General features: G+C 44.8%; 20 protein-coding genes and 9 pseudogenes. 8 read left to right on the top strand and 21 right to left on the bottom strand.

Features of this window, described 5'->3' with window-relative positions; genetic code table 11:
* Positions 1-12: 12 nt before the first annotated feature.
* The 14 genes and pseudogenes from Xind_RS14010 to Xind_RS13945 form a co-directional block, all read right to left on the bottom strand.
* Positions 13-777 (bottom strand): SDR family NAD(P)-dependent oxidoreductase, encoded by a 765-nt coding sequence (locus Xind_RS14010; protein ID WP_072032562.1) that lies wholly within the window; start codon positions 775-777, stop codon positions 13-15.
* Positions 774-3,629 (bottom strand): aminotransferase class III-fold pyridoxal phosphate-dependent enzyme, encoded by a 2,856-nt coding sequence (locus Xind_RS14005; protein ID WP_187650290.1) that lies wholly within the window; start codon positions 3,627-3,629, stop codon positions 774-776. The genes Xind_RS14010 and Xind_RS14005 overlap by 4 nt, the downstream gene beginning before the upstream one ends.
* Positions 3,630-3,643: 14 nt before the next feature.
* Positions 3,644-4,435: a hypothetical protein gene (locus Xind_RS14000; protein ID WP_187650289.1), complete on the bottom strand. Its 792-nt coding sequence runs from the start codon at positions 4,433-4,435 to the stop codon at positions 3,644-3,646.
* On the bottom strand, positions 4,428-5,720 hold the full coding sequence (locus Xind_RS13995; protein ID WP_047685771.1) for a beta-ketoacyl-[acyl-carrier-protein] synthase family protein: 1,293 nt from the start codon (positions 5,718-5,720) through the stop codon (positions 4,428-4,430). Before Xind_RS13995 ends, Xind_RS14000 begins: the two co-directional genes overlap by 8 nt.
* Positions 5,717-6,811: a beta-ketoacyl-[acyl-carrier-protein] synthase family protein gene (locus Xind_RS13990; RefSeq protein ID WP_047685769.1), complete on the bottom strand. Its 1,095-nt coding sequence runs from the start codon at positions 6,809-6,811 to the stop codon at positions 5,717-5,719. Before Xind_RS13990 ends, Xind_RS13995 begins: the two co-directional genes overlap by 4 nt.
* A gap of 3 nt (positions 6,812-6,814) precedes the next feature.
* Entirely contained in the window at positions 6,815-8,077 is a 1,263-nt protein-coding gene (locus tag Xind_RS13985; RefSeq protein WP_052189802.1) for a beta-ketoacyl-[acyl-carrier-protein] synthase family protein, read from the bottom strand.
* A gap of 112 nt (positions 8,078-8,189) precedes the next feature.
* Positions 8,190-8,654: an acyl carrier protein gene (locus Xind_RS13980; protein ID WP_047685767.1), complete on the bottom strand. Its 465-nt coding sequence runs from the start codon at positions 8,652-8,654 to the stop codon at positions 8,190-8,192.
* 581 nt (positions 8,655-9,235) lie between these two features.
* Positions 9,236-9,367 (bottom strand): annotated as a pseudogene (locus Xind_RS13975) (IS110 family transposase); the annotation flags it as partial.
* Between the two features lie 11 nt (positions 9,368-9,378).
* Positions 9,379-9,516: pseudogene (locus tag Xind_RS13970) on the bottom strand (transposase); the annotation flags it as partial.
* Positions 9,517-9,586: 70 nt separating this feature from the next.
* A pseudogene (locus tag Xind_RS13965) lies at positions 9,587-11,335 on the bottom strand (conjugative transfer ATPase); the annotation flags it as partial.
* 59 nt (positions 11,336-11,394) lie between these two features.
* A complete protein-coding gene (locus Xind_RS13960; protein ID WP_187650288.1) occupies positions 11,395-11,796 on the bottom strand; it encodes a TIGR03751 family conjugal transfer lipoprotein in 402 nt (133 codons plus the stop codon).
* Complete coding sequence (locus tag Xind_RS13955) at positions 11,784-12,140, bottom strand: hypothetical protein (protein WP_187650287.1); 357 nt, start codon at positions 12,138-12,140, stop codon at positions 11,784-11,786. The genes Xind_RS13960 and Xind_RS13955 overlap by 13 nt, the downstream gene beginning before the upstream one ends.
* Positions 12,140-13,548: pseudogene (locus tag Xind_RS13950) on the bottom strand (TIGR03752 family integrating conjugative element protein). Before Xind_RS13950 ends, Xind_RS13955 begins: the two are co-directional and overlap by 1 nt.
* Positions 13,538-14,103 (bottom strand): annotated as a pseudogene (locus Xind_RS13945) (TIGR03749 family integrating conjugative element protein); the annotation flags it as partial. The pseudogenes Xind_RS13945 and Xind_RS13950, both read right to left, overlap by 11 nt.
* Between Xind_RS13945 and Xind_RS13940 the strand changes: the two are divergent.
* The 3 genes from Xind_RS13940 (at position 14,104) to cspE (ending at position 15,725) form a co-directional block, all read left to right on the top strand.
* On the top strand, positions 14,104-14,673 hold the full coding sequence (locus Xind_RS13940) for a condensation domain-containing protein (protein WP_187650286.1): 570 nt from the start codon (positions 14,104-14,106) through the stop codon (positions 14,671-14,673). It begins immediately after the preceding pseudogene.
* A complete protein-coding gene (locus Xind_RS13935) occupies positions 14,564-15,082 on the top strand; it encodes a condensation domain-containing protein (protein ID WP_187650285.1) in 519 nt (172 codons plus the stop codon). Before Xind_RS13940 ends, Xind_RS13935 begins: the two co-directional genes overlap by 110 nt.
* A gap of 430 nt (positions 15,083-15,512) precedes the next feature.
* Positions 15,513-15,725 (top strand): transcription antiterminator/RNA stability regulator CspE, encoded by a 213-nt coding sequence (gene cspE, locus Xind_RS13930; RefSeq protein ID WP_047769059.1) that lies wholly within the window; start codon positions 15,513-15,515, stop codon positions 15,723-15,725.
* 304 nt (positions 15,726-16,029) lie between these two features.
* Here the strand turns inward: cspE and Xind_RS13925 are convergent.
* Positions 16,030-16,359: pseudogene (locus Xind_RS13925) on the bottom strand (integrase domain-containing protein); the annotation flags it as partial.
* Positions 16,360-17,650: 1,291 nt separating this feature from the next.
* Between Xind_RS13925 and Xind_RS13920 the strand changes: the two are divergent.
* From Xind_RS13920 to queF, 3 genes and pseudogenes are all read left to right on the top strand, one after another.
* Positions 17,651-18,301, top strand: a complete 651-nt coding sequence (locus tag Xind_RS13920) for a helix-turn-helix domain-containing protein (protein WP_246432551.1) — start codon at positions 17,651-17,653, stop codon at positions 18,299-18,301.
* A gap of 17 nt (positions 18,302-18,318) precedes the next feature.
* Complete coding sequence (locus Xind_RS13915) at positions 18,319-19,176, top strand: queuosine precursor transporter (RefSeq protein ID WP_187650284.1); 858 nt, start codon at positions 18,319-18,321, stop codon at positions 19,174-19,176.
* Between the two features lie 13 nt (positions 19,177-19,189).
* Positions 19,190-20,026 (top strand): annotated as a pseudogene (gene queF / locus Xind_RS13910) (NADPH-dependent 7-cyano-7-deazaguanine reductase QueF).
* A gap of 50 nt (positions 20,027-20,076) precedes the next feature.
* Here queF and Xind_RS13905 read toward each other — a convergent pair.
* Both Xind_RS13905 and Xind_RS13900 read right to left on the bottom strand, forming a co-directional pair.
* Positions 20,077-20,292 (bottom strand): hypothetical protein, encoded by a 216-nt coding sequence (locus Xind_RS13905; protein ID WP_187650283.1) that lies wholly within the window; start codon positions 20,290-20,292, stop codon positions 20,077-20,079.
* Between the two features lie 136 nt (positions 20,293-20,428).
* Positions 20,429-20,851 (bottom strand): hypothetical protein, encoded by a 423-nt coding sequence (locus Xind_RS13900; protein WP_187650282.1) that lies wholly within the window; start codon positions 20,849-20,851, stop codon positions 20,429-20,431.
* Positions 20,852-21,372: 521 nt separating this feature from the next.
* Here Xind_RS13900 and Xind_RS13895 point away from each other — a divergent pair.
* Positions 21,373-21,543: pseudogene (locus tag Xind_RS13895) on the top strand (IS66 family transposase); the annotation flags it as partial.
* Positions 21,544-21,557: 14 nt separating this feature from the next.
* On the opposite strand, the pseudogene tnpC reads toward Xind_RS13895, so the two are convergent.
* A pseudogene (tnpC, locus tag Xind_RS13890) lies at positions 21,558-22,797 on the bottom strand (IS66 family transposase); the annotation flags it as partial.
* Positions 22,721-22,924, bottom strand: a complete 204-nt coding sequence (locus tag Xind_RS13885; protein ID WP_187650312.1) for a hypothetical protein — start codon at positions 22,922-22,924, stop codon at positions 22,721-22,723. The gene Xind_RS13885 and the pseudogene tnpC, both read right to left, overlap by 77 nt.
* Positions 22,925-23,346: 422 nt before the next feature.
* On the opposite strand from Xind_RS13885, the gene Xind_RS13880 reads away from it, so the two are divergent.
* Entirely contained in the window at positions 23,347-24,351 is a 1,005-nt protein-coding gene (locus tag Xind_RS13880) for an IS110 family RNA-guided transposase (RefSeq protein WP_187650281.1), read from the top strand.
* Between the two features lie 153 nt (positions 24,352-24,504).
* Here the strand turns inward: Xind_RS13880 and Xind_RS13875 are convergent, their stop codons facing one another.
* Both Xind_RS13875 and Xind_RS13870 read right to left on the bottom strand, forming a co-directional pair.
* Positions 24,505-24,720, bottom strand: a complete 216-nt coding sequence (locus Xind_RS13875; protein ID WP_156115342.1) for a hypothetical protein — start codon at positions 24,718-24,720, stop codon at positions 24,505-24,507.
* Between the two features lie 270 nt (positions 24,721-24,990).
* A complete protein-coding gene (locus Xind_RS13870) occupies positions 24,991-25,449 on the bottom strand; it encodes a GyrI-like domain-containing protein (protein ID WP_047680486.1) in 459 nt (152 codons plus the stop codon).

The following is a 25,449-nucleotide window of genomic DNA, read 5'->3' as shown; positions in this document are numbered from 1 at the left end:
ATTTTTCCTTACTTAACTCAGCCAAATTCCGCCATTAATATTAAGGATCTCACCCGTGATATAATTATTTTCTATCAGAAAATGTATTGCACTGGTAATTTCATTAACATGTCCGACGCGTTTAAGCAGCACTTTATGATTGATAAATTCCTTATGAATACTTAATAAATTTTCCGTCATGTCAGTTTGAATAACACCGGGAGCCACTGCATTAACCCGGATATTTTTAGGTGCGACCTCAACCGCCAATGCCCGTGTTAATGACTCAATGCCACCTTTGGTTGCCGCATAAACAGATTGACCCTTATTTGGTTTGGTGGCGGATATGGATGAAATATTAATAATATGGCCGCTGCGTTGCGATATCATGACTTTTAATACCTCACGGCTACACAAGATATAACTTAATAAATTATTATTTATCAGCAGGTTAATATCTTTAATATCCATTGTCGCCAATAATCCATCCCGAGTGATTCCCACATTATTGACCAGAAGATCAACCCGACCAAACGTATCAACGACGTTATCAATAAACATGTTGACGTCTTCAACACAGGCTAAGTCAGCCTTAATCGGTAAAATATCCGGATAATTCTGCTTCACTTCGGCGATAAACGCTAAGAGTTGGGGTGTTTCATGGCGATAACAAAACGCGACCCGATACCCCTTATCCAACAGGCTCAATACAATGGATTTGCCGATTCCTTTACTGCCTCCCGTGACAATCGCATTTTTCTTCTGGATATCTGATGGGCATTTTTCAGGAGTGTTCATAGGCTTGAACTCTCTTTGATATTAGATAAGCTGAAATGGTGTTTTTCAGCAATAGCCATAATATCCATCACTTGGTTCGCAGAAATATTCCCGTATGAGAAATTTCCCTGATACTCTTCCAGCCCCAATAAAAGCGTTTCAGCCATACACGCATAAATCTGGCCTTCTTTCAGGTAGGCGCGTACACGGGGATCTAAGCTGTCATGGTGAGGCGTCTGAACAATACCGCCGCGTAATATTTTAAGATCAGGGCGTTTAAGCACATCCTCATCGGAAAGATTATGTGGCACGGAAATATCACAGATAATGGCTTCGTTCTTGATTTTCTCAACGGACAAAAATGCCTCTGACGCATTCGATGCACACACAATCACATCACAGTTTTCAATATCAGAAATATTTTGCGAGGTATGGATAAAGGTCTCAGTCGGGTAATTCTGATGCAGATAGTTATCTATCGCCATTCCTACATTGGCCTGATTCGTCAGGTAATCAGCAGGCATTGCGGCAAGACTGTCTACAATTCTTTGCACCAATTCACCGGTTACTGGCTGCCTATTAACCGCGCTGCTAACGATGAATTGTTCATAAATATTTTGATAAATGCGGTATTTCACGCCATCCAACTTTTTCAGCGAGCCGTGGTTACTGCTTCCTATCAAGACTATTTCCCGGAATTTTGGGCCTAATATCTCTGCGTAAACACTGCCGATATTCCCGGCGCCCCCTACAACAGCAATCCGCATATCAGCCATGTTACGCCCGGCGACATTTTTCTGTAATGCTTCTACGCCCATACCGACTGTCAGTGCATTGCCTGTCGTCACGCTGATTGGCGGATTTTTTAACGACTTGCCATTATTGGTAATGATGGAGGTAAACATCCCCAGCCCGACAGCGATATTTCCCTCTGAGGCCGCTTGCGTCACACGAGTACCAATTTCATATCGCAGCCGCTCCAGATCATTTTCATCCAGTGATTTTTTAATCATTTTTGACGTGATTGTCAGCGGATATAGCGTAAATTCCACCGATTTACCATTACTGGAGCGGATACGGGCCGCTTTGAAGGGTTTTGTGGCGAGATTAAAAGTCGAATTTTCGACAAATAATTCTAATTCGCTGTCACTGAATATACTGAATGAAGGATCGACTTCTCTTAGCCCGCTGGCGGATATCAGATGATTAATGAAGGCAACTTTATAGTCAGCTTCGCTATTCTCATCCTGAGGGCTTGCTACGCGCCGATAATCTGTCGATAAAGTCAGATCCTTTTTCCCAAGCAGAGGAGCAATAATAAACCCTGTGTCAGCATGACGAATCGCCAGACAAACACCAGAAAGCGCAGTAATAAGCGGCTGAATCTGCTTAACGTCCAAAAATACCGAAGGTTCTATCCGAACCACATTGGCTGCACTGGCGGAAGGGGCAACCCGAATATTGCTGCCACACAATAAATACCCGCTGATGATGTAACCCAAACTGCCCTGCACCGCAATATTCTGCATAACGTAGGAATCAGAATTCATCACATCATAAAACTCTATTCCCCAAATCAATCCTTTGCCGCGAACATCGCGAATAACATCAGGATATTGTTCTTTCAGTGCATTTAGTTCTGTTCGGAACACCTCACCCAATTGCTTTACCTGCTTCAGTAAGTGGCGTTGGTCAGCATGGATCAAATTGAGGTAATCCAGTGCGATCCGGCAAGAAAAATCGTCTTCGCCAAAGGTGGAACTCTGAATAACATCGAATCCCGGCGTGAAACTTTCCTGACGAACTGCTACCACGCCAATTTTGACATATCCGGCTCCCATCGCTTTCGAAAGCACGTAATAGTCGGCATCAAGCCCTGCATCACTGGAGGCGACTAAGAAACCACATCGTCCTGATCCCGATTGCACTTCATCAGCTATCACCGGGCAACCCAATATCTGTTTTAAGCGATTAATCCCACTGACTTGTTCTGCACTCAGTGGATGAACACCCCCTTCCCCCTGCACTGGTTCAACCAGAAATGCAGTCACGACTCTGAATGGTTTTTTCGTAAAAATAATCTGGTTATTCTCTTCCTGTGGCAGCCACAACCAGCTATTATAGAAATCGTTTGCTTTTTCGCCCATATCGGCAAATTCGCTCAGCTCTTTAGCAGACAGAAAATGGGTATCGATTTTGATTCTTTTCAGATAATCACGGTACATCGCTCCACTAGTGCAACTCGCTGTCATGATGGTTTTGCCATGAAACGAGTGTTCCAGTGCCAGAAAAATCGCTTTCTTGTCCAATTGATGCCGGGTAAATGTTATCAGTGCTGATTTTATTTCATCGACTGATGCCTCTTTCTCCAGTTGCAGAAGCTGGCATTGTTCTTCTGTCAAGCTAATTTTGTGATCATTGCTGATTCTGGCGATGGCGGTTAAAACTTCTTGTTCTAACGCTTCAAGCTGGGTATGACGGGTAAATTCAGCACTTTTCAGCGCAATTTCTATCGATTCTGCGCCTGTACTCGCAAAGAAGAATATAAAATTACTTTTTGTACCGGTTTCTTCTTTTAATAATTCATTCAAACGTTCAGCCAGTAATGCGGAGGATTTTTTGATAGAAAATTGGTTATGAATCGGGATTTCTTCATCAAGATACTGCTTTATTTTTTCTCTTATTACGGGTGAATTATGACCGAATAACGTTGCGCCATATCCACCCAACAGATCCAATACCGGGGTTTCTTTACCGTTTTCATCGTAATAATAGAGAAAATTACCTGCTGCCCGATGATAAGTTCGGTTCAAACCCATTGAAATCAAGGCTCGAGTCAACTGAGGTCTACAAAAAGTTGCATACTTTTCCATCGTTATTCCTATAATTAATTAACCGATTCAATATGTTTGTGAGTCTCTATACGCTCAGCGAGCTCCTTGATGAAAAGAAGTGTTTCAGCCGCATAGTTTTTGTCACGGTAATGTTGATTGAGATGTGTAATATCAATGAGATAAGTGGGATCTTGTGGCGTAGTATTTTCAACTCTGGTGAGAATGAACGTTACACCGAATTCAACATATTCTCCGGACAAATCAGGCTGACATTCCTGAGGAACATGGCCTATTCCTGATGCAACAACCAGCGCATAATCAATTAAGTGACTATTCAGGTTTAATTCAGCCTCACTCAATGCTGCCAGTAACCCGATATTTCCACGCAAAAAAGAAGCACAGTCGCATTGCACCTGTAATTCCTGAGAAAGCACGCCTAGCAGGTTATTACTGAGTGACAGCGTGACTAAGAAAGGATTTATCTGCTCGCTTTGCCAGATAGTCTTAAAAATACTGTTTGCGCTGTTTTCCTGCTTTTTCGCTTGAGTTTGCGTATCTTCTGGCAATAACTCCTCAGGTAACGGATGCAAATAACCATACTGTGTAGCGTACAGGCCGAATTTCATTTTCGGATCATGGATATCTAATCCCGCTAAAATTAATGCTTTTCTGGCAGAAATAACTCCTTTTTGTGTTCCTGTTGAATAAAATCGCCTGAGTTTTTCATTTCTAATCAGATTATTCTCTTCTGTTTCATCACTGGGATCATGAAACAGCGAGCTGAGAGTGGTGACATTATGAGCCACCAGTTTGATTAATTTATTGTTTACTGATTTTTTATTCATTGTAATCCCCTATGACTAAGCAGGAATTAATTCCACCGAAACCAAATGAGTTGGATATTGCATTTTTCACAGAAAAAGACCGCCCTTTATTGGGAACATAGTCCAAATCACAAAGTGGATCAGGCGTTGTAAAATTAATAGTGGGTGGAATGAAGTGATGTTTTACCGTCAAAACCGTAGCGACCGCTTCAATAGCGCCTGCGGCAGCTATCCAATGACCTAACATTGACTTGGTTGATGAAACCAGCGGCGGCCGGGAACCAAAAATGCGCTTTATCACAGCGGATTCCTGAGCATCATTCAGTGGCGTTGACGTACCGTGAGCATTGATATAATCGATCTGATCCAGTGATAAACCACTGTCTCCAATTGCCCGTCTGATGGCATTTTCTGCGCCGATACCATTGGGATGCGGAGCCGTTAGTTTATAAGCGTCCAGTGAAGCGCCATAGCCTTTAATTTCAGCATAGATCTTAGCGCCCCGGCGCCGGGCATGCTCTTCGCTTTCAAGCACTAAAAATGCTCCGCCTTCACCCGCCACTAATCCACTACGATCTTTATCAAAAGGACGACAAAGTGTATTTCCCCACTTTTCTGTTGTTGCGGTAGCACCCAATAATTTTAGGCCGATTAGGGTATGCAGATTGATGACTGAATCCGCACTTCCCGCCAGCATAATGGCTGCTTCACCTCTTTTGATCGACTGACAGGCCAGTCCGATAGCATGGGTTGCTCCGGCACAAGCGGCATTCAGGTTTATTGCAGGCCCCGATAACGAAAATTGGCTCGCAATGGCATTAATCATCCCATCGTTACTGCACCTGATACCGGAACAAAAACTCAGGTTATGACGCTGCCTGAATAACGCCTCAATATCTTGTGGGTCGGTATCTTCTACCTGGCGGCTTTCACGCCATAACTGTCTATCATTCTCCGAAATTTCACTGACACCACTACATCCATAAATACCAATATGCTGTTCATTGATGTGTGGCAGTGCCAGTAATCCCGCATCCTCTAATGCCTTAAACGCTGAAATAAATCCCATGACTCCCCGCCGATCGGTAAGACCGGATGCGGGTAGGTAAGCTGAATTTTCAGCCAGTAGGGTATTGAAATCGATTCGGGCAGCATATTTGATTGGCAGGGTTCCGTTATCCTCAAATGTCAGAGGGCTGATAGCGGATTCACCTGCACAGAGTTTTTTCCAGACAGTATCAAGCTGAGTTCCGAAAGCACTCACAACGCCCATACCGGTCACAACAACACGACGATTGGATATCATGATAATTCTCTCCCGGGCATGTTCATATCGAGCAAAACAGCAATGCACTGTTTTTCCAGACCATGAACCAGTATCAGCACCTTTGGCGACGCTTGCTGACAGGTCAATCGGGTTTGGATGTGAGTATGGGTGTTATCTAGTACCAATGATTTTTGGTGCAATTCGATGGCAAGATTACTTGCAATAAAAACAGCCGCTGGCCCGGTGTATCCGATGGCTTTATCAAGATGAAACTGAACAGCCTCAGGAAAAATTGCGTATGTCAGCGGAATAGCGTCATGCTCTAGCCTGCCGACATGAATAATTTGATAGGGTGACCCGGCATTCAGTGCTTGCGACAGAAAATGCTGATAGTGATGACTGCTATGAATAATCGTGCGGTTAACATAGACCAACTCGCTATCCGCATTCCGGTCATCATGATGTAACGCAGTAAACGAAGCAGCTTCCGCAGGTAACCACGGCGTGTTCCCGATTAACCGCTCATAAGCAAGATAGTACCACGCTGAAATTTTCTGGGCGTTGCCACCACAAAGCACAAACTGGCTTCGTTTTTCTTTGATGCTGTAATAACCTTCCAGCAGAGCATGGCCTCCCGCATCAACTTGCGGGGAAAAGAAGGCATTATCACCCATTATGTTCAGATGTTGTGACAAATGGCTGGCTGTTGACGTATTCAATAACATCAACCCCATCAATGGTGGTCTTTCGACTAACGATCTGGAGACATAATCCCCATCATTTTTTGCATCAGAAGCAATAAAGTAAGCATTGTTATCCGCATCCGTAGTGCCTAAGCCAAGAAATAATCCCCGTTGTTCAGGAGGAAAATGCTCTCCGATACCCTTTTCCCAAGTTTTAATTCCCGTATAGAGTACCCACTGGCTTTGCGGATGGCTGGCTCGCCGGATTATCTTATCGACAGCAGGCATAACAAAATCCCCTTCTCTAATGAATCTTTCCCCTATAATCTGAGGCAAATGTGGTGTATTGCCGGATAAAACAGCACCTTTAATATTTCCATCAATAATATTGCTCATGCTCAGATTATCAGGCAATAAGGTGCAACCGCCGGTGATATAAATCGCCATGTGTTACCCCTCTGCACGTTTTAAGATCAGGCTGCTATTTTCTCCGCCAAAACCAAAAGAATTACTGAGAATATGGTTAGCATGTATGGCTCTTGCCGTTTTGTTGACATTGATAAGGCCATCCGTTTTCCCCGACTCAGAAAAGTTAAGGCTGGGGAGCAGTTGATAATTATTCAGCGTTTCGATGGTGAGTATGGCTTCCAATAATCCACTGGTTGCCAGCGAATGACCGATTGCTGATTTTGTGGAAATAACGGGAGGCTTATGTGGAAACAGGTCGTGAATCGCTTTACTTTCCGCCAGATCATTACTGACCGTTGAAGTACCATGCGCATTGATATGATCTATATCTTCAGGGCATAATTCAGCATCTTCCAGCGCCGCAGACATAGAGTTGAGATAATATTGCCCCGATAAATCCGTTGATGTCATTTTGTAGCCTTCAGACTGACGGGACATTCCGGCAATCTCAGCTAATATCGTGGCGTTGCGAGCAAGAGCATGAGAATAATTTTCAACCACAAGAAATGCGGAAGCATCTGCTAAAACACAGCCTGAGCGGTCTTTATCAAATGCCCGTGATGATTGATTTAATTCAGTAAATTCACCGTTATAAAGAGCTTTGACTTTTTTAAATAATGCCTGTGTGACAGGATGGGTAGCTTCTTCAGAAGCACCAACCAGAGCGATCTGACTTCGGCCGCTTTTAATTGTCCGATATGCAGAATAGAGTGCGGCCATACCTGCGGTACAGGCATCACCGTATACTCTTGTCTGCCCCGATAAATGGAAATGCTTAATCAATTCTTCAGAAATTTCATACGGACGGATCAGTGAGGCTATATTTTCAATATCAACGGACTCTGACAAAGACTGCTCTTTATTGAGATATTGACTCAGTGTATTACCATCAATAAGTATTTTATTATTGGCAAAAAATAATTCACATTGATATTGCATCAGTTCTTCACGGCTTAACCCTGCCATTTTCAAACTGTTTTTGCTGGCACAATATGCCATCAGAAAAACAAGGTTATTGGCAAAATTATCTGTTGAACTAAATTGATTACGCAGTTGGTTTATGTCTTCGGAAGTTAATTTTGCACTTGGAATATGACTTATTCCATTCTCTTTTAACAACTCATCTTCACAGATAAGTGATTTACCCTCCATTAATGAATGGAATAAAGTATGTGGGCAATTATGATTACGAACAATTAAACCATAACCGGTTACAACCACTCTTTCTGTCGTGATACCAGCCATTTTTACTACCACCTTAGTAAAAATATCAGATTTGACTTAAATTAAAAAAAATCAAATCATTAACGGAGAGTTAACGAAAAATTAGTATAACATTTAAATGGCTGTCATAAATTTATGATTTGGTTTTCATATTATGACAATATTGTTCAATTTCATCTAAAATGATCTTATCTGCATTTTTACTCTCTGATTCAAAAACGCTTTTACATAACGAAGCCCAGTTATGAATGTTCGTCTCACCAAATAAATCCCCTAGTGTATGGATAGCATCCAATTGTTTTTGTGTGTATTTATAACAACCAAAAGCAAGTAACCCTTTACCCTCTTCAGTCAGTACATCGCCAATAACTAGGTTATTGATAATATCTTCAGGCGCAGTTTCCATCACATGAGTGAATACACTCTTGGTAGGCATAGTAATTTTAAATTTTTTACCCAGATTAAAAGTAAGATCAATAATATCTAAAGAATCCGCACCTAATTCATTAATTAATGAAGAATCTTCATTAATCATATTTTTATCAGTAAGAGTAATAGAAGAGACTTCATCACATACCGCAGAAATATATTTTTCCATAAGCAAATCCTCAGCAATTTAATATAAAATATAGTTTTCATGGATGATGAAAAATCAAAAACGCTGTACTTTTTATCAGTAAATACGCATAAAAACCAGTGCAATATAATTATGATGATTAATAAAATAAATCACATAAATAAAAATAATGACGTAAATAAAACATAGAAGTTGAATATAAAATAATCAGAACATTTCAATTATTAGAATATTTGATCGGATATGATGAGTTATTTCAACTCAAAACTGATATGTAAGAGGATATCTACTGCCAGATTTGCAGGATTTGGTCCGACAGATTTAGCAAGACGGAGTGCTTTCAGAGCTTCATTATTCATCACACTGTTGCCGGAGAACTGAGTAGCTCTGACAACGGTGATCGAACCGTCGTCCTACAAAGTACAGTTAAGCCATTGTCGGCTATCCAGGCATAGTTAGAGTCGGCTGGAAGAACTCAGCCTGTTTTACATCTTCCTGTCATGATGAAGTAGCGGCCAGTATGACAGAAAGCACTTTGAATATTAGGAAAATTATCAAGTTTATAACGTCCGGTTCACGTCCTGAGACATTCGACAAGCTTTTTATTCTTTAAGCAAAGACGAATTTCGATCTTTGGGTGCCAGTAAGTATTTTGCTTCGTCGTAACAGGTTCTGGTTTTCCAACAACGGTAAATGATCCTGATCCATTTAAACGCCAGTGCTCGGATAGCGGATTAATGAGACTTAACTGGCGAACCCAAGATTCCATTGCCGATTTACTCACATTCATCGCCTTCGCGGCTTCTCTTATGCTGTAATGCTGGTCAAGGACTAGCTGGGCAGATTCCAGTTTAAATTCGGGGCTGAAACGTCTTTTCATCATGTCACCTATTTGCGTGTTGAAGTGAGAATATCACTTCTATAACGGTGACCAAAATCATTGGACCACATCAAATTTCCATTTCCCCTAGAATATCGCGCTGTTCATCGCCGTCTTCCTGTGCTGCATCGGTCTCCGGAATATCGGTTTCATGAATACGTAATTGTTTGGGACTGAGTTGCAGCAGTTGATGCGCATCGGCAAACAAAGCCAGACTGACGCCACAACCCGGTTTGATACCGATTTTATTCACGGTCAGCCCCAGACTGGCGTAATAGCCTGCCAACAGCCCAAAACTGTTCCCCGCTTCGACAATAAACAGGCGCGGTCGGTGGATCGCCATCAATTGTACCAGCGAGGCGCACAATGTAGCGGATTTGCCTGCGCCGGTCGGGCCAAACAGCAATAAGTGGGCATTCTGGGTGCGATCCTGTTTGTTCATCGGATCAAAGGTCAGTGGCGCTCCGCCGCGATTAAAGAAGCTGAAGCCCGGATGTCCGGTGCCGGTTGAACGCCCGGCGACCGGCATAAGTCCTGCCAGATGCTGTACCCACATCAGGCGACTGTACCCGTGTTTTTTGTCTTTCTGCGGGTTAAAGCACATTGGCAACGCCCGTAAATAGGCATTCAGCGGAGACACACTGAATTCCGGTCGCACAGGCTGTAATCCGGCACTCAGTAGTGTCGAAGATAACTGATGCACCCGCTGGTTCAGATTACCCAAATCCTTACCGCGCACCAGAAAGGTCAGTGCACTGCGGTACAGTTTATGCCGTCGCCCCAGTAATTCCTTCACCTCCTGTACATCCTGCCGGACACGCAGCGATTCGGTATTTTCTCCCACCGCGTTTTTTGCCAGCCGGGTAAAGCTCTCTTCCAGTGTATCCTGAGCCTGTGCCACAATGGTCAGCATGACCACGGTGCCTTCCGGCATCATATCCATCAGGGCATTGATATTGTCACCCCGTTTCACTTCCCCTGTCAGGGTGCCCGGCTCTGGCGGACGCCGCAGGCGTTCAACCGGAACGGCTTTATGTGGCAAGCCGTCAAACCACCAGAGACCGTTGTCGGGATCAGACACCGGCGGGGTAAACCACAGGCTTTCGGCAAAATCATTGTTAACCGGGAGATCGGACGATGCGGGCGGTTCATAACTTACCGTGCGGTAAAAATCGGCTTTTGCCATGCCCCAATCCGGTGCGGGATTAAAATGACGCAGTAACCAACTGTGGATCTACTCACCCTGTTGCCGGATTGCCACAATACCGGCTGATGCCAGTGAGGAAACCAGTCGTTCACAGACCTGATTGAGTGCCGCCACCGATGATTCCGTTTGGTGGTGAACCTTCGATTTATGCGCAGGCAACCAGCGGTAAACGACCATGCGGGTCTGGCGCTGCTGCCCCCGCCACGGCTGACCAGTAATCAGAGAATCCTGAAATATTCCGTCAGGCTGGGCGATATTGTTCAGGTGACGTTCTGATTCCGCCAGAAAAGCCTCGGTAAAGTCTGTACCCTGTGCCCACGGTTTCACGTAGTCCCGCAAGGTATTGAGATAATCGGCAGGATCATCGTCATCCTGACAAAAGAACTGCACCACCCACGGCGAAATATCATCCTCGTCCAGACTGTCCTGAACCGCATCTTCCAGTTGATCGCGAATTTCAATCAACCGTTTAGCTGGACGCCCTTCGGTAGCGACCGGTTCAATTTGATAAACTGCCCCCACGGACACGCCATTATCCAGCAACAGACACTGCCCGTCTTCCAGATATTCCACCCAAGGCAGGTAGTCGATAATGGACGGATTTACCCGGTAAATCGCCGCTTCATCCGATTAACGCAGTTTGCCGGGGCGCTGCAATGCGTTAGGATTGGTCATTACCGTGCCTCCGTGCGTTCACCCGGCAGGGCATACTGCACCTGCTGATAAAACGGGAACACCGTGTTGTAACCCGGTATCGGGGTCTTACCAGCAACCAGATGCGGATAGACATACATCACCATATCGGGGTTGGGTAAGAGGGGAAACTGCTGACTGATTTCATGTTCAGCCGAACGGCTGTAGCTGTCAGGCTCACTCAATGCCCGACTCCGTTCGGCCGGGGTTAAGGCCCGGCGCAAAATTTGCCTTGCCGAGGTTGTGCTATGCCCCGCGTTGCTTACCTGCCACATCGCCAGTACCGTCTGTTCTCCGGCCGGGAGCAACGTCTCTTTCGACGTCGAACAGCCTGCCATCAGCCCCGTCAGGCCTAATACGATAGCGCAGGTTATTTTTCGCATCCCTGAGCCTCCGTGCCACTAATAAGGGTAAACGTGGAAAATTCCGGGTGTACCGCCAGTTCCGATAAGGTAAAGGGCAGACGTTCCCACTGTTCAGGTGCTGGCGTGGCGTGACTTTCCACGACAGTCTGCCACTGGGTGTCGGTCAGACGAAAGACGGTAAAATCACCGTCATTCAGCAATCGGCTCTCATTGCTGCTAAAGAGAGTCAATTGACTGCCTTTGGTACGGGCAGAGCGCCAGTCAAGTTGAACCAATGTCGGTTCAGCCTGTTCCGTGATATTGATTTGCAGGCAATAGGGCGGGCTGGCACAAAACAGCCATGGAGAAGAAGTTGTTTCCATTAATCTAAGGCTTCCTGATGATGACGTTGAACTGGCTCACTAAAACCGTAACGCACCTTACGGCCTGTCGTTTCATAATCAATCGCCAGACGTTGTGTGATATGCACCACTAACTTAGCGCCGGGCGGGACGTAAACCGTATCGAACGTCTGGCTGTAACGCTGCTTGAGCCATTCGCTCATCTCATTCATGCCACCGGCCACAGCTTTGCCTAGGGTTGCTTGTCCGGCATTGTCGGTTAATGCGGACGTGATGCCGCCGGTACCGTTGGTTTGTGCGGTTCGCTGGCTTTCGTTCAGGGCATCGCCGGCAGAATTGGCGGACAGGGCAAACAACGTCGGCAGATAGGTGCTGGCATTGGATTTGCGCTCACCGCTGATACAGGGAATGCCGTTTTCATCAGACAGCTAGCCGATACCCTGCTGATGTTGCCCGCTGCCCGGCAACGTGCGCACAGTGCCATCCTGAAAAACAAAAGTGATGGAATTGGCCTGACCCCCGCACGCAGGACAGTGTCCAGTCACCACTGGCAGAGCCCGACACCACCGCTCCTTCCACCTCCGGCAGCTCGATACCGTTAGCCGTCAGGTTGTCTTTGCCGATAAGAATTTTGAACGGATACGGGTCAGTGACGGTGCCATTAATCGGCACGCGACCTAATAACGCGGTCATCGCCTGACTGCCTACCAACGTGGCATTTTCCGGCAGGGTATAAACCGGTTTTTCATGCTTTTCCTTTAGCGCCGGGGCATTCTGTACTTTTTGCCCGGCGGTGGATTTTTCGCTTAAAAATGAAGTCGGAAATGGCGGCGGGGTTTTGCTATTGCCGGCCGTTTGCATATCCGGGACTTTTTCATCGGCAGGGATGACCCAGATAAGCTCATCCTGCCCTCTGCCTGTTCCGGACGAATAGGAACTACCAGCCAGCCCGATGCCCAGCGGTATCGGATTATCCGGCGCAGACACAGGCGTTGAATGTAATCGCTCTGTCAGCAAATCAATCTGTGCCAGTAATCCCCGTTGGTCGTCCTGTAACTCGCGCTGGCGCTGTTCATCGTCCTGACGGATGGCAGCCACGGCTGCGTCTATCTGGCCTGCCACATCCTGACTCTGATTTTTTAACTGGTCATTTTCTTTCAGAATATCGGCGTTCTGCTGACTCAGCTGTTTCTGCTCTGCCCGCACTTTATTGAGTGTGCCCACCAACGTGCGCAGGGTATCTTCCGACGTGTCGCCACCCCCCCAGCGCCTGCAATTCCTCCGGGGACAGTGATGCCAGTGCATTATTCTGGGGCGTGTCGGGCGCGGTATTGTCTGTTGAGCTGCAACTTTTAATCCCGATAAACCCGCCAATCACCAATACGGTCGGCACCAGAATTTTCACCAGACTGTTGGATTTAATCTGCATCGCGGCCTCCCGGTTTTACCGAGACCGGCTCAGGAATAAACGCATTATCCGGCTGCCCTTGCGTGACGAGATACAGCACCATGGTATCTTCCGCTGTTCCGGCTTTTCCCAGCCAGCGATGCTGGAACGTTGCGGTGACAAAGTGTCCCTGCAAGGCGCGTGGGTCAAGCGTGATAGTGCGTCTGGCGGTATTGCGCAGTTTCAGGGCCATCACTGTGTGTGATGACCCAGTCGCCAGCCGGCCAGCGGCGTCACGTCAATCGGCTCTGACGGATAGAGGGTAGTGATGGATGAAGCCAGATGCAGGTTCACCGGCTAAATGCCGATAACCCGTTCGACGGTACGTAACGGGGCATACAACTGCTGGGCGGCATAACGGGTTAGCGCTACCGGCACGGGTGCAGATAACTGGGATTTGTTCTGGGATTGTGGTTCTTTAGTTGAATCGGTTGATTTTTCATTGGGATAAATAATCCGCACTGGCTCAGTGGCATCGGTTTTTCCCGCTGTGACATCCAGTAAGATAATTTTGCCGTTTTCACTGTCCTGCAATTGATGAGCGAAAATCCGTGGCTGTACCAAATCTATTTCGCTATTGATATCCATGGCAGCATGAATGAAAGCGTTGTTAACCATAGCGTGTCACGTATCCTTGAACAAAACTCAATGTTACGCACTCAGTTTGATCTTGATAGCAATCCGGTTTGTAGCCGAATTGTACCCGCATCAACGGTAAATATTCCTCTTCTGAATGCGGTATTGCCTGAAGAGCGCCCTTTACGTGACAGCGTGTTGCTTGAGATTGCGTGCCGTGAGTTAGCGAACTTTGAACAATTATCATTAGTAAATTTCTGGCTGCTTGAGAACACTCCGGATCATCATGTCCTCTTGTGCAGAATACATCACACCCTTTTCGATCATGATGCTATCACGCCTTTCTTTCAGCAGTTTGTCAGCTATTATCAAGCGTTCCTAGCTGGCGATGTCATGTATAGTATTAAAGCAGGCTGGCAATATGCCGACTATTCAACCAATTGGTATCCCGACTACAGATCGTGTCTCACAAGAGGATGCAGATACTCTTGGCTGTTTCGTCAATATGACCAGTTTCTTTATCGGTATTAATAGTGAAGAGCCTTTTAGCTATTTATTATCTCGTTGCAAAAAGCATGTGTTCTCATTGCTGGAAAACCGACAGTTATCTTATCAGGACATAGTTAATGCATTGCGGCATTCTCCTGATGAGTGCCTTTTGTATTTTTCGGTAGGATTTAATTATTTAACGACACTTCCCGAAATAAAACATATCAATAACTGTCAGTTAAGCATCATTGATATATATAGCCATTATTCTAAGCTGGATTTAACTTTACTTATCCAAGACGCCGAAAGCTTTACGCTGTGTTTTAATTATAATCCGCAGATATTCTATGAAAGTAATCTCAAAGCATTATCCAAAGAATATCTTGCGTTGCTGTTAAGGATAGGGAATTGGCTAGCAGATCGTGCAGAGGATCGTTGTAGTGACGTTTGAAATTAAGATAGGTTTTTAGGCGACCACACAGTAATGCCAGTAACGTCCATTCCTCGCGCATATCGGAAGACCTCTAAAATTGAATGGGCCGGTTTTGCAGGATACTTATAATATCTGTCGATCCCTGGGAGATTAGTGTCTGATATTGTCATGATCTGCAGCTAATGGACATCAGCTGCAGGGTGTTTAAGTAGTTTAATTGGTTAAAATAAAAAATATAAACGTTGCTAAAATAATTTATCTATGTCTTAATGTCGCCATCGGTTTGGAATACAGACCTTATGAAAGCAGTTTTAGTAAAGCAGTCCTCAGTTCAGGTGTTATCTACAGATATCCTTCTTCATGAGCCTCCTCCTAAGTGCCAAATAAGTAACTCGAATTACAGGCCATCATCGCCACTCTTAGTGGCTTATCAATAAAGGAAGTATCTATGTCTAATAAAATGACTGGTTTAGTAAAATGGTTTAACGCAGATAAAGGTTTTGGCTTTATCACTCCTAACGACGGCAGCAAGGATGTATTCGTACATTTCTCTGCTATCCAGAGTGACAACTACAAAACGCTTGATGAAGGTCAGCAGGTCTCCTTCACTATTGAAAATGGCGCTAAAGGCCCTGCAGCTGGAAACGTCACCGCGCTGTAAGCGTCGCTAATTATTAGCGACACTTACAATAGCGATGAAGGCAATAGTCTGAGCAGCTAAGCTCTGCTGATAATAAAATGAACCCGCCTTGTGCGGGTTTTTTATTACATTAATTTCGCGTGATAAATGTCCTCTTTTATTGCTGTCGACTTGGACGCGGGACATTTCAGAGTTAATAGTTGAATCACTACTGGTAACGTAGACACTTTGGACTTACACCATGTCCGCTTTTCGCTCATAGCTGACGGTCAAGTAGAATAGTAATTAATTCCGATAATTTACCTTTTATCAGGGAAAAATAGTGTTATTCTGCCTCATCTATCTGGTAATACACCTGTTTGATGTAGCGCCCGCGTCCATCACCATGCCCCAAATCCATTGATGCCAATGCCAGTGCTTCCCGCTCACTGAATCCCTGCGCTTTGTAATATTCACCGGACTGCAGGGCAAAATGGTAGCGCATACTGTGCGGGGCATTCTTACCCGCCAGTCCAGAGCTTCTGACAATATATCGGTAGCGGTCTATGGCCTGCGTGATCGTCAGTTTATCAATCAGTTTTCCACCCCGCTCTGCCTGCTCTCGCTCGGCATAAGCAATGGCATGTTGCAGCGCTGCCCGATCCAATATGGTCGTAAAGGCAGACCGAATGCGTTCTGGACGCTGACGCCCGGCGACGTCACTTGGTAATCGCTGCGCTTTAACGCAAGTGACGCCGCGCCATTTTCGGGACGTTTATCGTGATGAATTCAAAACGCAGATGAATGTTGTACCGATGAAAACGGTATCGTTTAACGTAAGACAGAGCATGTCCTGCTCGGTTATGTGGATAGTCGGTGGGAATCACACCGGGAGACTTTCATCATCAGACGGAGGGTTAGGTGTCCGAGGATATCTGCTTCCAAAAGTGCGCAGATTTACCGCAATGCTTGCACTCCCTTTCAGGCTACGGGAGTTTTGTTTCGCCGCTTAACGCTGATCCTTGCAGACGACAGATCATGAGTAACAGTTAAATACCTTATCGGTTGGACTGAGAAAGGTCAAACTTTTGTTCGATATTAAGGTGAGAAAGACCGTACCATTCTTTTTCTTGATGAACATAATTTCTCGTCTATTCATCCCCTTGATTAGGCTCTGTGATATATCCCGAGTGATGGCTCCACGACAAACCCGATAATCAGTTAGCGATCCTCTTAAAGAAAGATTTAACTCAAGCATAAGAAAATAATCATCATAATCGTGACAATACTCTCAAAATCAAACTGTTGTGATAGTCATGTCGAGTGCTTTAAATTATTAATAGACTATCTTTACGGGTATTACTCACACTTGAAATTAAATACTCAAAAAGGTAACCGCGCCGTACTACATATTTATCTAAATCCACACTTAGATATATAAATCACCACAGATACCAACTTAATAAATGTTAAGTTGGTATTTCCCGACATCTGATACTAAAAAAACATTCTGTCAGCAATAAAGTTTCCCTGATGAATATAAAATAACTCATTTTCATTTAGTTCATTAGTAAAGAACTAAAAATAAATAGATTATTCTCAATTTAAAACACTTGGATTCAACATTGCAGCATCACTCAAACTTAATGGTGTAAATCCCATCATAAAGAGTAAACCCATATAAATATCTCTCCTGAAATAATAGCCTGGTGTGGCTTCGCTAATAATTTTATATTGTAATTATTTTATTCATATAATACTTAATATTTTTAGTCTGTCAGATACTACTGCGAGTAATTAAGCATGTATCACTCAATAAGGTCAACATAAAAATGGTCAAAAAGTGCATGATATTGTACATTCTTTGCATACTGTCATGTTTTTTATGTTAAAAAAGATTGTTACAGACTATTCTTATAAAGCCACATATCGAAAAATATTATGGAAAGTAACAAGTTAATCATGTAATGTCCGAAAAAAAACTAACAACATTATTATTTTCCGAAATGAAAACATCAGGAATAAAAAGAAAATCTAATATTATTAGTAACATTGAGTACATGATGAGAAAAAACGGTGAGAATAAATCTTCACTGGCTATGCGCTCAGGTGTTACAAGAACAACGCTCTATAAAATTCTTGATGGCCAAATAAACAAAGTCCAACATTCAACTATCACCCGGATTGCCGATTTTTTCGGTGTCAGGTGCGATGTGATAGAACATTGCAACATCGAAGAACTGGATCGTATAGACAGTACCCTCTCTGTTGAAGGTAACAAAAACCCATCGGCTATTCCGCTTATTCCCCAGTCAGATGTGTTAGCCAGTATGGAGGATCGTATTGGTCAGCTTGTCATGAAATACCCCGTTATCTGGGCCTTTGAAGAAGGAACAAATCTGATTGGACTGACGGTAGAAACTGAAATTGATAAAATTTTTTTCCCTGGCGATACATTAATCATTAAGCGCTATGCCGCATCTGTAAAAAACCAGCCATCGCTAATATATGCACCCGAAAAAGGATTTTATCTCCACGATGTGTCTGATTGCACAAAAAAAGTGTCAATCATCAACGAGCAATTAATTGGAACCATCATTGAAGAACGCATTTCGTAAGCAAAGGAGCATTAGCTGTGTCAGGTAATCAAAAATATAAACTACTGGGTTTCAGTCGCTCTTCCGACGCGATAAGGGCAAATCTCATGATCCTGTCTACGGGGAAAAGCCTCAGTATCCCGTTAAAAGAATTGGAAAGCAGCCAAATCTCAGAGGATCTCAACAGGAATGAACTCAGGGAGCTCTATCGCCGAATTTATGGCAGTGAAGATACGGTAACCGCCTATGATCTTACAGATCGACATGAACGTTCCTGGTTTGCCTATCTGGTCATTGCGCTTTCCCTGGCCGTTATTTATATTTTTTGCACTGTGACAGGGATAAAACCCATCAGCATTCCCTATATTAATATGGTGATACCTGCGGCAATCTTTTTTTATCCCCTCACATTCATCCTCGTTGATATACTTAATGAATTTTACGGCCTTCGTCTGGCCAGAAAGGCAATTCTTTTTTCGTTTATTACCAATATCCTGTTTGTTCTCGGCCTGATGATCACAGTAGTACTGCCTGGCCTTAAAGAGTGGGGGCTGGCAGAAGCTTATACTGAGATTGTCCAGAGTATTACTGCTGTCCTTGTCGCCTCTTCAGTGGCTTATATTGTCTCTGAGAATGTCAATTCATGGCTGTTATGTAAAATTAAAGAACTGACCAATTCCCGTTATCTTTTTATTCGTATCATAACCAGCACAACAATAGCGGCCGCACTGGACAGTGTTATTTTTTGTACGCTGGCATTTTACAACACGCTTGACACTGACACGATTAAAACCATTATCTTTTCCCAGTTTATTATCAAAATGACCTACGCTATTGTCGGTGTTGGACCTATCTATGCTACCCGGGCTCTATTCAGAAAATATATAAATTCATAGGAGAGAAGCAATAATGGATATTCAAAAATCAATAACCCATCTTGGAACAAAAACCGATTATAGATGAAATTACTCTCCTGAATTACTTGAAACACTTCCGCGATCACTTGCGCGTGATGTTATCAATATCAGTGCTGATTCATTGCCATTTCAGGGTCTTGATCTTTGGACCGCGTGGGAACTTTCCTGGCTGAACAGTAAAAGAAAGCCGGTCGTTGCAATCGGTGAATTTATCATCCCAGCAACCAGCCCGGGACTGATTGAATCTAAATCATTTAAGCTTTATCTCAACAGTTTCAACCAGACTAAATTTGAAACAACGGATGATGTGATCCAGGCCATGAAAAAAGACCTGTCTCAGACAGCCGGCCAAACCGTGGAAGTGAAACTGTATCCTCACCTTGAAGGATACGGCCATAAAATCAACCAATTCTCAGGCCAGTCACTGGATGACCTGGATATCGAAATAGACGGGTATGACTTTGATGCGACAATACTGGCAAATTCCGTTTCGACAGAAGCGGGTAGGGTCTCCGAAACATTACACTCAAATCTCTTAAAATCAAACTGTCTGGTCACAAACCAACCTGACTGGGGCAGCGTTGTGATTCGTTATGAGGGTGTAAAAATTAATCATGAAAAACTGCTGCGCTACCTTATCTCATTCCGAACACATAACGAGTTCCATGAACAATGTGTCGAACGTATTTATAACGATATCATGCATTATTGTGGACCGGAGAAATTAACCGTATTTGCCCGTTATACAAGGCGTGGCGGTTTAGATATTAACCCTTTCAGAAGTCATTATGAAAGTGCTCCACAGACGGGACGGCTAATCCGCCAGTAAGCAGTGTCATTCAGAGTGAGACGTTACTTGCCTCACTCTGTTTCCCTCTGTCAGGATAGCAGTGATATCCTGCCCTCCCCCACATGCTGGCTGACTGTCGGCAATACCCTGCGCTTTGGTTCATTCAAACCCCAGACCAGTGCGTCCAGCCAGATCACCGACAACGCAATAAACAACGTTCCCATCACCAGCCACGTAATTAAATCGTCCGGGGCATTCTGACAGCCGGCTGGATTCAACAGACTGTGGGTTTCTGAACCGGACAAAGCGGCCAGCAGAAAGCTGTTTTGCCGGCGAACTACGCTCCATCAAAAGGTGAGAAAATTCAGCGAAAAAGTCTCAACGTCAGGGTAAATACGGTCTTCAACTCATAGTCCGTAACCTGCCAGGAATACCATTCCCTTATACTTTAATCTCTAAAGGATGTTTATATTTAATGCCGGTTAATTCTGACAAATCGACCTCTTTTCCTGTCGTGAGAAAAAGGTTTCTGCGCCTCAGGTTGTACAGGTGAAGGCAATGCTCACACATATCAGCCACATTCGCCGGATTTTTGATTGCTTTGAGTGTCCTGACTGCGTATTTACCACACCGGCACCGCACGGCATAAATGGCACTGTTTTTATGGTTACCCCGTTGCGATAAAGGACGACCCCCTAACACGGTAAAAAAGCCATATTCATAACCCTGGACCTGCATCAGTATGTTGATTAAATTGAGTTCTCTTTTATTTAAACGCAAATCATACGTCGTTTTGTAAGGAATAAAATGACTGGATCGTTTTTGAATTTTCTTTCTCTTATCATTTTTATCGGTATCACTCATCACTTTTCCTGATCCATTTGAGAATAGATTAAAGTTTTTTCAATTTAACTCTTTTTATTATTAATTCAATAGCGAAAAAACTAAATGTAATAGGCAGATCAGATCCAGAGCTGTGTATTCTCATCACCATAAACGGCGAAGCCTCAATGGCTTCGACCATTGAGGCTTCTATAAATTGTCTACTACCATAAACAAGAGAGTTTAATATAATAGAACATGACAAGTATAACACTTTTAGTGTAAGTCACCTTGAGTGAAATGGCATTAAGTCATTTAGCTTTTTGTGATACAGCTCATTAATATTAAGCTAATGCAATTCCAACATGAAATATAAAAAGACAGAAAAGGGATATAACCCCACCCTGAATTAATAAAAATCATAAATTAATTCAATAATACATTTTCGTTAAATAACTCACTTATCCACACCGTCAAGAATATTTATCTTATCTTTAATTACCGAAACAATGACAAACAGATCAAATAGGTTAAAAGGTAAACTTAATCGGCAAATTGGGTTAAGCCATACCCCGCGCGGTGCGCAGGCGAGTGCGATCCTCTACAGCGTCATTGATACGGCAAAAGCCAATGGGTTGATCTCCTTCTATTATGTCATGACCTGCCTGGATGAGTTATGCCAGCCCGCTCCGTATCGTAAACGTCCGGTGATCTCACCTTGCTTTATCAGATAAAAACAAAGTGGGATTTAGCTAAACGGGTTCTCAGGCCAGGGCAGGAGTTCATTCAACCGATTGTGCGGCCAGGTGGGTAACCGACGGAGGACATCACGTAACCAGACCCCGGGTTCATGGCTATTCGCGTGGGCCGTTTCCAGCAAACTCATCACCATGGCGGCCCGCTGCCCGGCGGCTAATGAGCCCGCAAACAGCCAGTTTTTTCGCCCCACAGCCACACCCCGGATCGCATTTTCCGCCCGGTTGTTGTCTATCGGCACGTGGCCATCATTCAGGTAGCACACCAGCGCCGCCCAGCGTTTCAGCGTATAGGTTATCGCCCTGTGTAATCCCGAGTGGGGCGCGGTTTTGGCCTGATAGGTTTGCAGCCAGGGGCGGAACTCATCCAGCCAGGGGCGCGCATAACGCTGCCGCCATTGACGCCGTTTATCCGGGGGCCGCAGTCGGATTTTTCGCTCTAGTTTATACAGCTCCCGAATACCGTCCAGCGCCTGTTTCGCCACCGGGCTTTGGCTGGCCTGGTAATAGTCAAAAAACTTGCGCCGGGCATGCAGGGCGTTGTAGCCGGCATAATCATCCGTGACCAGTGTGCCCTCGGGCCTGTTTTTCAGGCAAGACTCGGCATAACGCCCGCTGCGGCCGGGATGCAACTCATAGTACACCACGGCGGGGGCGTGATCGCGTCCACTCACATACGTCCACAGATAAGCCCGCTGTGTCTGTCCTTTCCCCGGCAGCAGAACCGGCAGCGGGGTTTCATCGGCATGCAGAATCGGCGACATCAGTAAGGCCTGTTTCAGCGCGTCGGCCAACGGTTACAGGGCCAGTGCCACTTGTCCCTCCCAGTCTGACAGCGTGCTGCGCGCCAGGGTCACTCCACTTGCGGGCATAGATTTGCTGCTGGCGGTAAAGGGACAGATGATCCCGGTATTTGGCGACCACCACCTGGGCCAATAAGCCCGGTTCTGGTCGGCCATTCTCAATAAGATGCGCGGGCTGGGCCTGGGCATGAATACCCTGGCAGGCCGCACAGCTGTACTGCGGACAGACATAGCGCCGGACGATAAACGTCGCCGGGCGGTATTCCAGTCGTTCGGTGATTTCATCACGCAGGAAGCGCAAGGGATAACCACAATCAGGACAGTTCTCCGTGTCCGGCTCGAACCGAACCGATTCACGGGGTAATGCCACTGGCAAGGGCTGACGTTTGGGCCGGGCCGGGGGCGCCTCTTCCATGAGATGCAGGCGTGAGCCTGTCAGGGTTCGGTTGTTCTTTGGCTGCGGCGTCACTTTCAGCGGTAAATCCGCAAAAAGTGACGCCTTGAGTTCTGTGAACGGACAGTAAAGGCCGTGCAAGCGTTGAAATGCCCGCAGGCACAGCAAAACGCCGCAAGGTTCAGTGTCAAACGGTAGTCATGAGTTAATAGTTTAGCGGTAGAAAAATTACCTGTTGCATAGTGCAAACAGGAATAGATAAAAGTATGAACGGATGCGCAAAAGCCATCCCGTTGTTCATTGAAGATAAAAGAAAATAGGAGTTATGTTGCTTTGAAAAGTCAGTGTATGAATCCACGGTCAATACACTTCGGTGGCAATATAAAATACCTTTTGGTGTACTTTTAGTTTAAGAGACCTTCATTGCCAGACGAGGGGTTAAGTGTCCTGACAATATCTGCTTCCAAAAGTGTGCAGATGTACCGCAATCATGCTCTCCCTTTCAGGCTACAGGAGTTAATGAGATGGTCTTCCCCACCTTGTGAACCATACTCTTTATAGAGTATTTTTTCTGGAGAGTCCATCATGCAAAACGTCACCCTTATTGGTATCGATCTCGGCAAGCATTCTTTCCATATCCATTGTCAGGACAAATTCGGCAAGACTATGCTGCGTAAACAATTTACCCGTCCAAAATTAATGGAATTTTTAGCTGGGTGTACATCGACTACCGTCGTGATGGAAGCTTGTGCGGGTGCACATTTTATGGCTCGCCGGATCGCTGATTTAGGCCATGATGCGAAGCTGATATCTCCGCAGTTTGTTCGTCCTTTTGTCAAAAGTAACAAAAATGATTTCGTTGATGCAGAGGCGATATGTGAAGCGGCATCACGCCCCTCAATGCGTTTTGTCCAGCCGAGAACGGAGACGCAACAGGCGATGAGAGCACTGCATTGTGTCAGAGAATCACTCATCAAAGATAAGGTAAAGACCACTAACCAAATGCACGCCTTTTTGCTGGCGTTTGGTATCAGTCTGCCAAAAGGCGAGGCGGTCATTAAACGGTTATCTCTGGTTCTGGCAGAACACGACGTGCCCGATTATCTGAGCCGTTTGCTGATGAAATTACATGCCCACTACCTTTATCTTGTCGAGCAAATAACCCCGTTGGAATTAGAATTAAAACAGTCCATCAAAGCGGACGATGCGACTCAACGCATGATGACAATACCGGGGGTGGGACCCATTACCGCCAGCCTACTTTCATCCCAGCTTGGTGACGGAAAACAATTTTCATGCAGCCGGGATTTTGCTGCTTCGATGGGGCTTGTTCCCCGACAATACAGTACAGGGGAAAAACAGACTCTGCTGGGTATCAGCAAACGCGGCAACAAAAATTTGCGCCGATTGCTGGTTCAATGCGCCCGGGCGTTTATGATGCGGCTTGAGCATCAGCATGGGAGACTTGCCGAGTGGGTTCAGGCACAACTGAGCAAGAAACATTCGAATGTGGTTGCCTGTGCACTGGCTAATAAGCTGGCACGAATAGCCTGGGCAATCACTACTCGGCAAAATGAGTATCAGGCCTAATAGAGGCTGACTGATTCAATAACTTGATGATTAAAAAGTGAAATACACGTTACCTATCTGGTTTTGCGAAGACTGATTATTGATGACATGAACGGCCAATCGGCCTGATGAATAACCTAAGAAACAAAATGGCTCATTGAAGCCGGGGAGTTTTTAAGGTTCATCAGGCGCAGAACTCATCGTGGCGCGGGCATCTATACTCATAGAGACGCCGGATAGATTTAAGCAAGCCAACCATACATCAAAATGAGTGTTGCAAAAACGGGGAAGACCATAGATTTGTTTCGCCACCCGATGGGTGATCCTTGCAGGCGATGGGATCACTGAAATAACAAGAAATAGGTTAATGATTGCATCAATCCCGGTCAACTTTTTGTTTTACCTTGTTCTTTATTTTTTACCGGATATTTTCAGTTCAATTAAATATCTGTTTCACCAAAACAGATAAAAATTATCAAACGGCAATATGACACTGAATTGTAATAGGTTCTTTATCTCAATCTTAAGTTTAAATTAACTCAACAACCACCGACTTTAGTCGGTGGTTGTTGAGTAATAAAGGAGAGACTGCTGGCATTTCAGAGCAAACAGTCCTTCATGTACTAATGAAATGGACAGTCCCTAATAAATGCATCATAATTATTCTACCCCTATAAATAACTCTATCTTCCCATCTTGGTGAAAGACTTCATAGTCCGTCTTCCAGCTACGCTGATGTGAGCAGTCGGGTTGTTCAAAATATTGCCATACCTGCTGCCATAGTTGGAAAACGGGATTATCCTCACCCGCCAAACCAGAGAAAATGACATATCGGCCTGCTGCCAGCTCGATCTTATTAAATGAATAATCTGCCAGACTGTTGTCATTTTCATGCTCTTTTACTCCGGCAATCACGTCAAACAGCCCGTTTGCACCAGATTCATAGTTAGAATAAACGCCATAGACAATATCGCCTGACAACCGCTTAGGATAGATATCCTGATAGAAATGTTGCCAAAGTGGCATAATTTTCGCTGTCGCAGCATCCATTTCATGAGCATTTTTTGTACGCGTAGATACCCCTACTAAAGACAGAGCTGGGCAATCAACAATTTTCAT

Origin of the sequence: Xenorhabdus indica (assembly GCF_014467235.1) — a bacterium.
GTDB lineage: Bacteria > Pseudomonadota > Gammaproteobacteria > Enterobacterales > Enterobacteriaceae > Xenorhabdus > Xenorhabdus indica.
Note: the sequence above shows the minus strand (reverse complement) of the source record. Positions and strands in the feature narration are given on the sequence as shown.

What these genes read in the sequence shown, in the direction of transcription:
- Xind_RS13995 (WP_047685771.1), bottom strand. Translation starts at nt 5,720, where the DNA reads ATGATATCCAATCGTCGTGTTGTTGTGACCGGTATGGGCGTTGTGAGT.
- Xind_RS13985 (WP_052189802.1), bottom strand. Translation starts at nt 8,077, where the DNA reads ATGGCTGGTATCACGACAGAAAGAGTGGTTGTAACCGGTTATGGTTTA.
- Xind_RS13920 (WP_246432551.1), top strand. Translation starts at nt 17,651, where the DNA reads ATGTCCGAAAAAAAACTAACAACATTATTATTTTCCGAAATGAAAACA.
- Xind_RS13980 (WP_047685767.1), bottom strand. Translation starts at nt 8,654, where the DNA reads ATGGAAAAATATATTTCTGCGGTATGTGATGAAGTCTCTTCTATTACT.
- Xind_RS14000 (WP_187650289.1), bottom strand. Translation starts at nt 4,435, where the DNA reads ATGAATAAAAAATCAGTAAACAATAAATTAATCAAACTGGTGGCTCAT.
- cspE (WP_047769059.1), top strand. Translation starts at nt 15,513, where the DNA reads ATGTCTAATAAAATGACTGGTTTAGTAAAATGGTTTAACGCAGATAAA.
- Xind_RS13900 (WP_187650282.1), bottom strand. Translation starts at nt 20,851, where the DNA reads ATGAGTGATACCGATAAAAATGATAAGAGAAAGAAAATTCAAAAACGA.
- Xind_RS13880 (WP_187650281.1), top strand. Translation starts at nt 23,347, where the DNA reads ATGCAAAACGTCACCCTTATTGGTATCGATCTCGGCAAGCATTCTTTC.
- Xind_RS13935 (WP_187650285.1), top strand. Translation starts at nt 14,564, where the DNA reads ATGCCGACTATTCAACCAATTGGTATCCCGACTACAGATCGTGTCTCA.
- Xind_RS13940 (WP_187650286.1), top strand. Translation starts at nt 14,104, where the DNA reads ATGAGCGAAAATCCGTGGCTGTACCAAATCTATTTCGCTATTGATATC.
- Xind_RS14005 (WP_187650290.1), bottom strand. Translation starts at nt 3,629, where the DNA reads ATGGAAAAGTATGCAACTTTTTGTAGACCTCAGTTGACTCGAGCCTTG.
- Xind_RS13990 (WP_047685769.1), bottom strand. Translation starts at nt 6,811, where the DNA reads ATGGCGATTTATATCACCGGCGGTTGCACCTTATTGCCTGATAATCTG.
- Xind_RS14010 (WP_072032562.1), bottom strand. Translation starts at nt 777, where the DNA reads ATGAACACTCCTGAAAAATGCCCATCAGATATCCAGAAGAAAAATGCG.
- Xind_RS13955 (WP_187650287.1), bottom strand. Translation starts at nt 12,140, where the DNA reads ATGGAAACAACTTCTTCTCCATGGCTGTTTTGTGCCAGCCCGCCCTAT.
- Xind_RS13960 (WP_187650288.1), bottom strand. Translation starts at nt 11,796, where the DNA reads ATGCGAAAAATAACCTGCGCTATCGTATTAGGCCTGACGGGGCTGATG.
- Xind_RS13870 (WP_047680486.1), bottom strand. Translation starts at nt 25,449, where the DNA reads ATGAAAATTGTTGATTGCCCAGCTCTGTCTTTAGTAGGGGTATCTACG.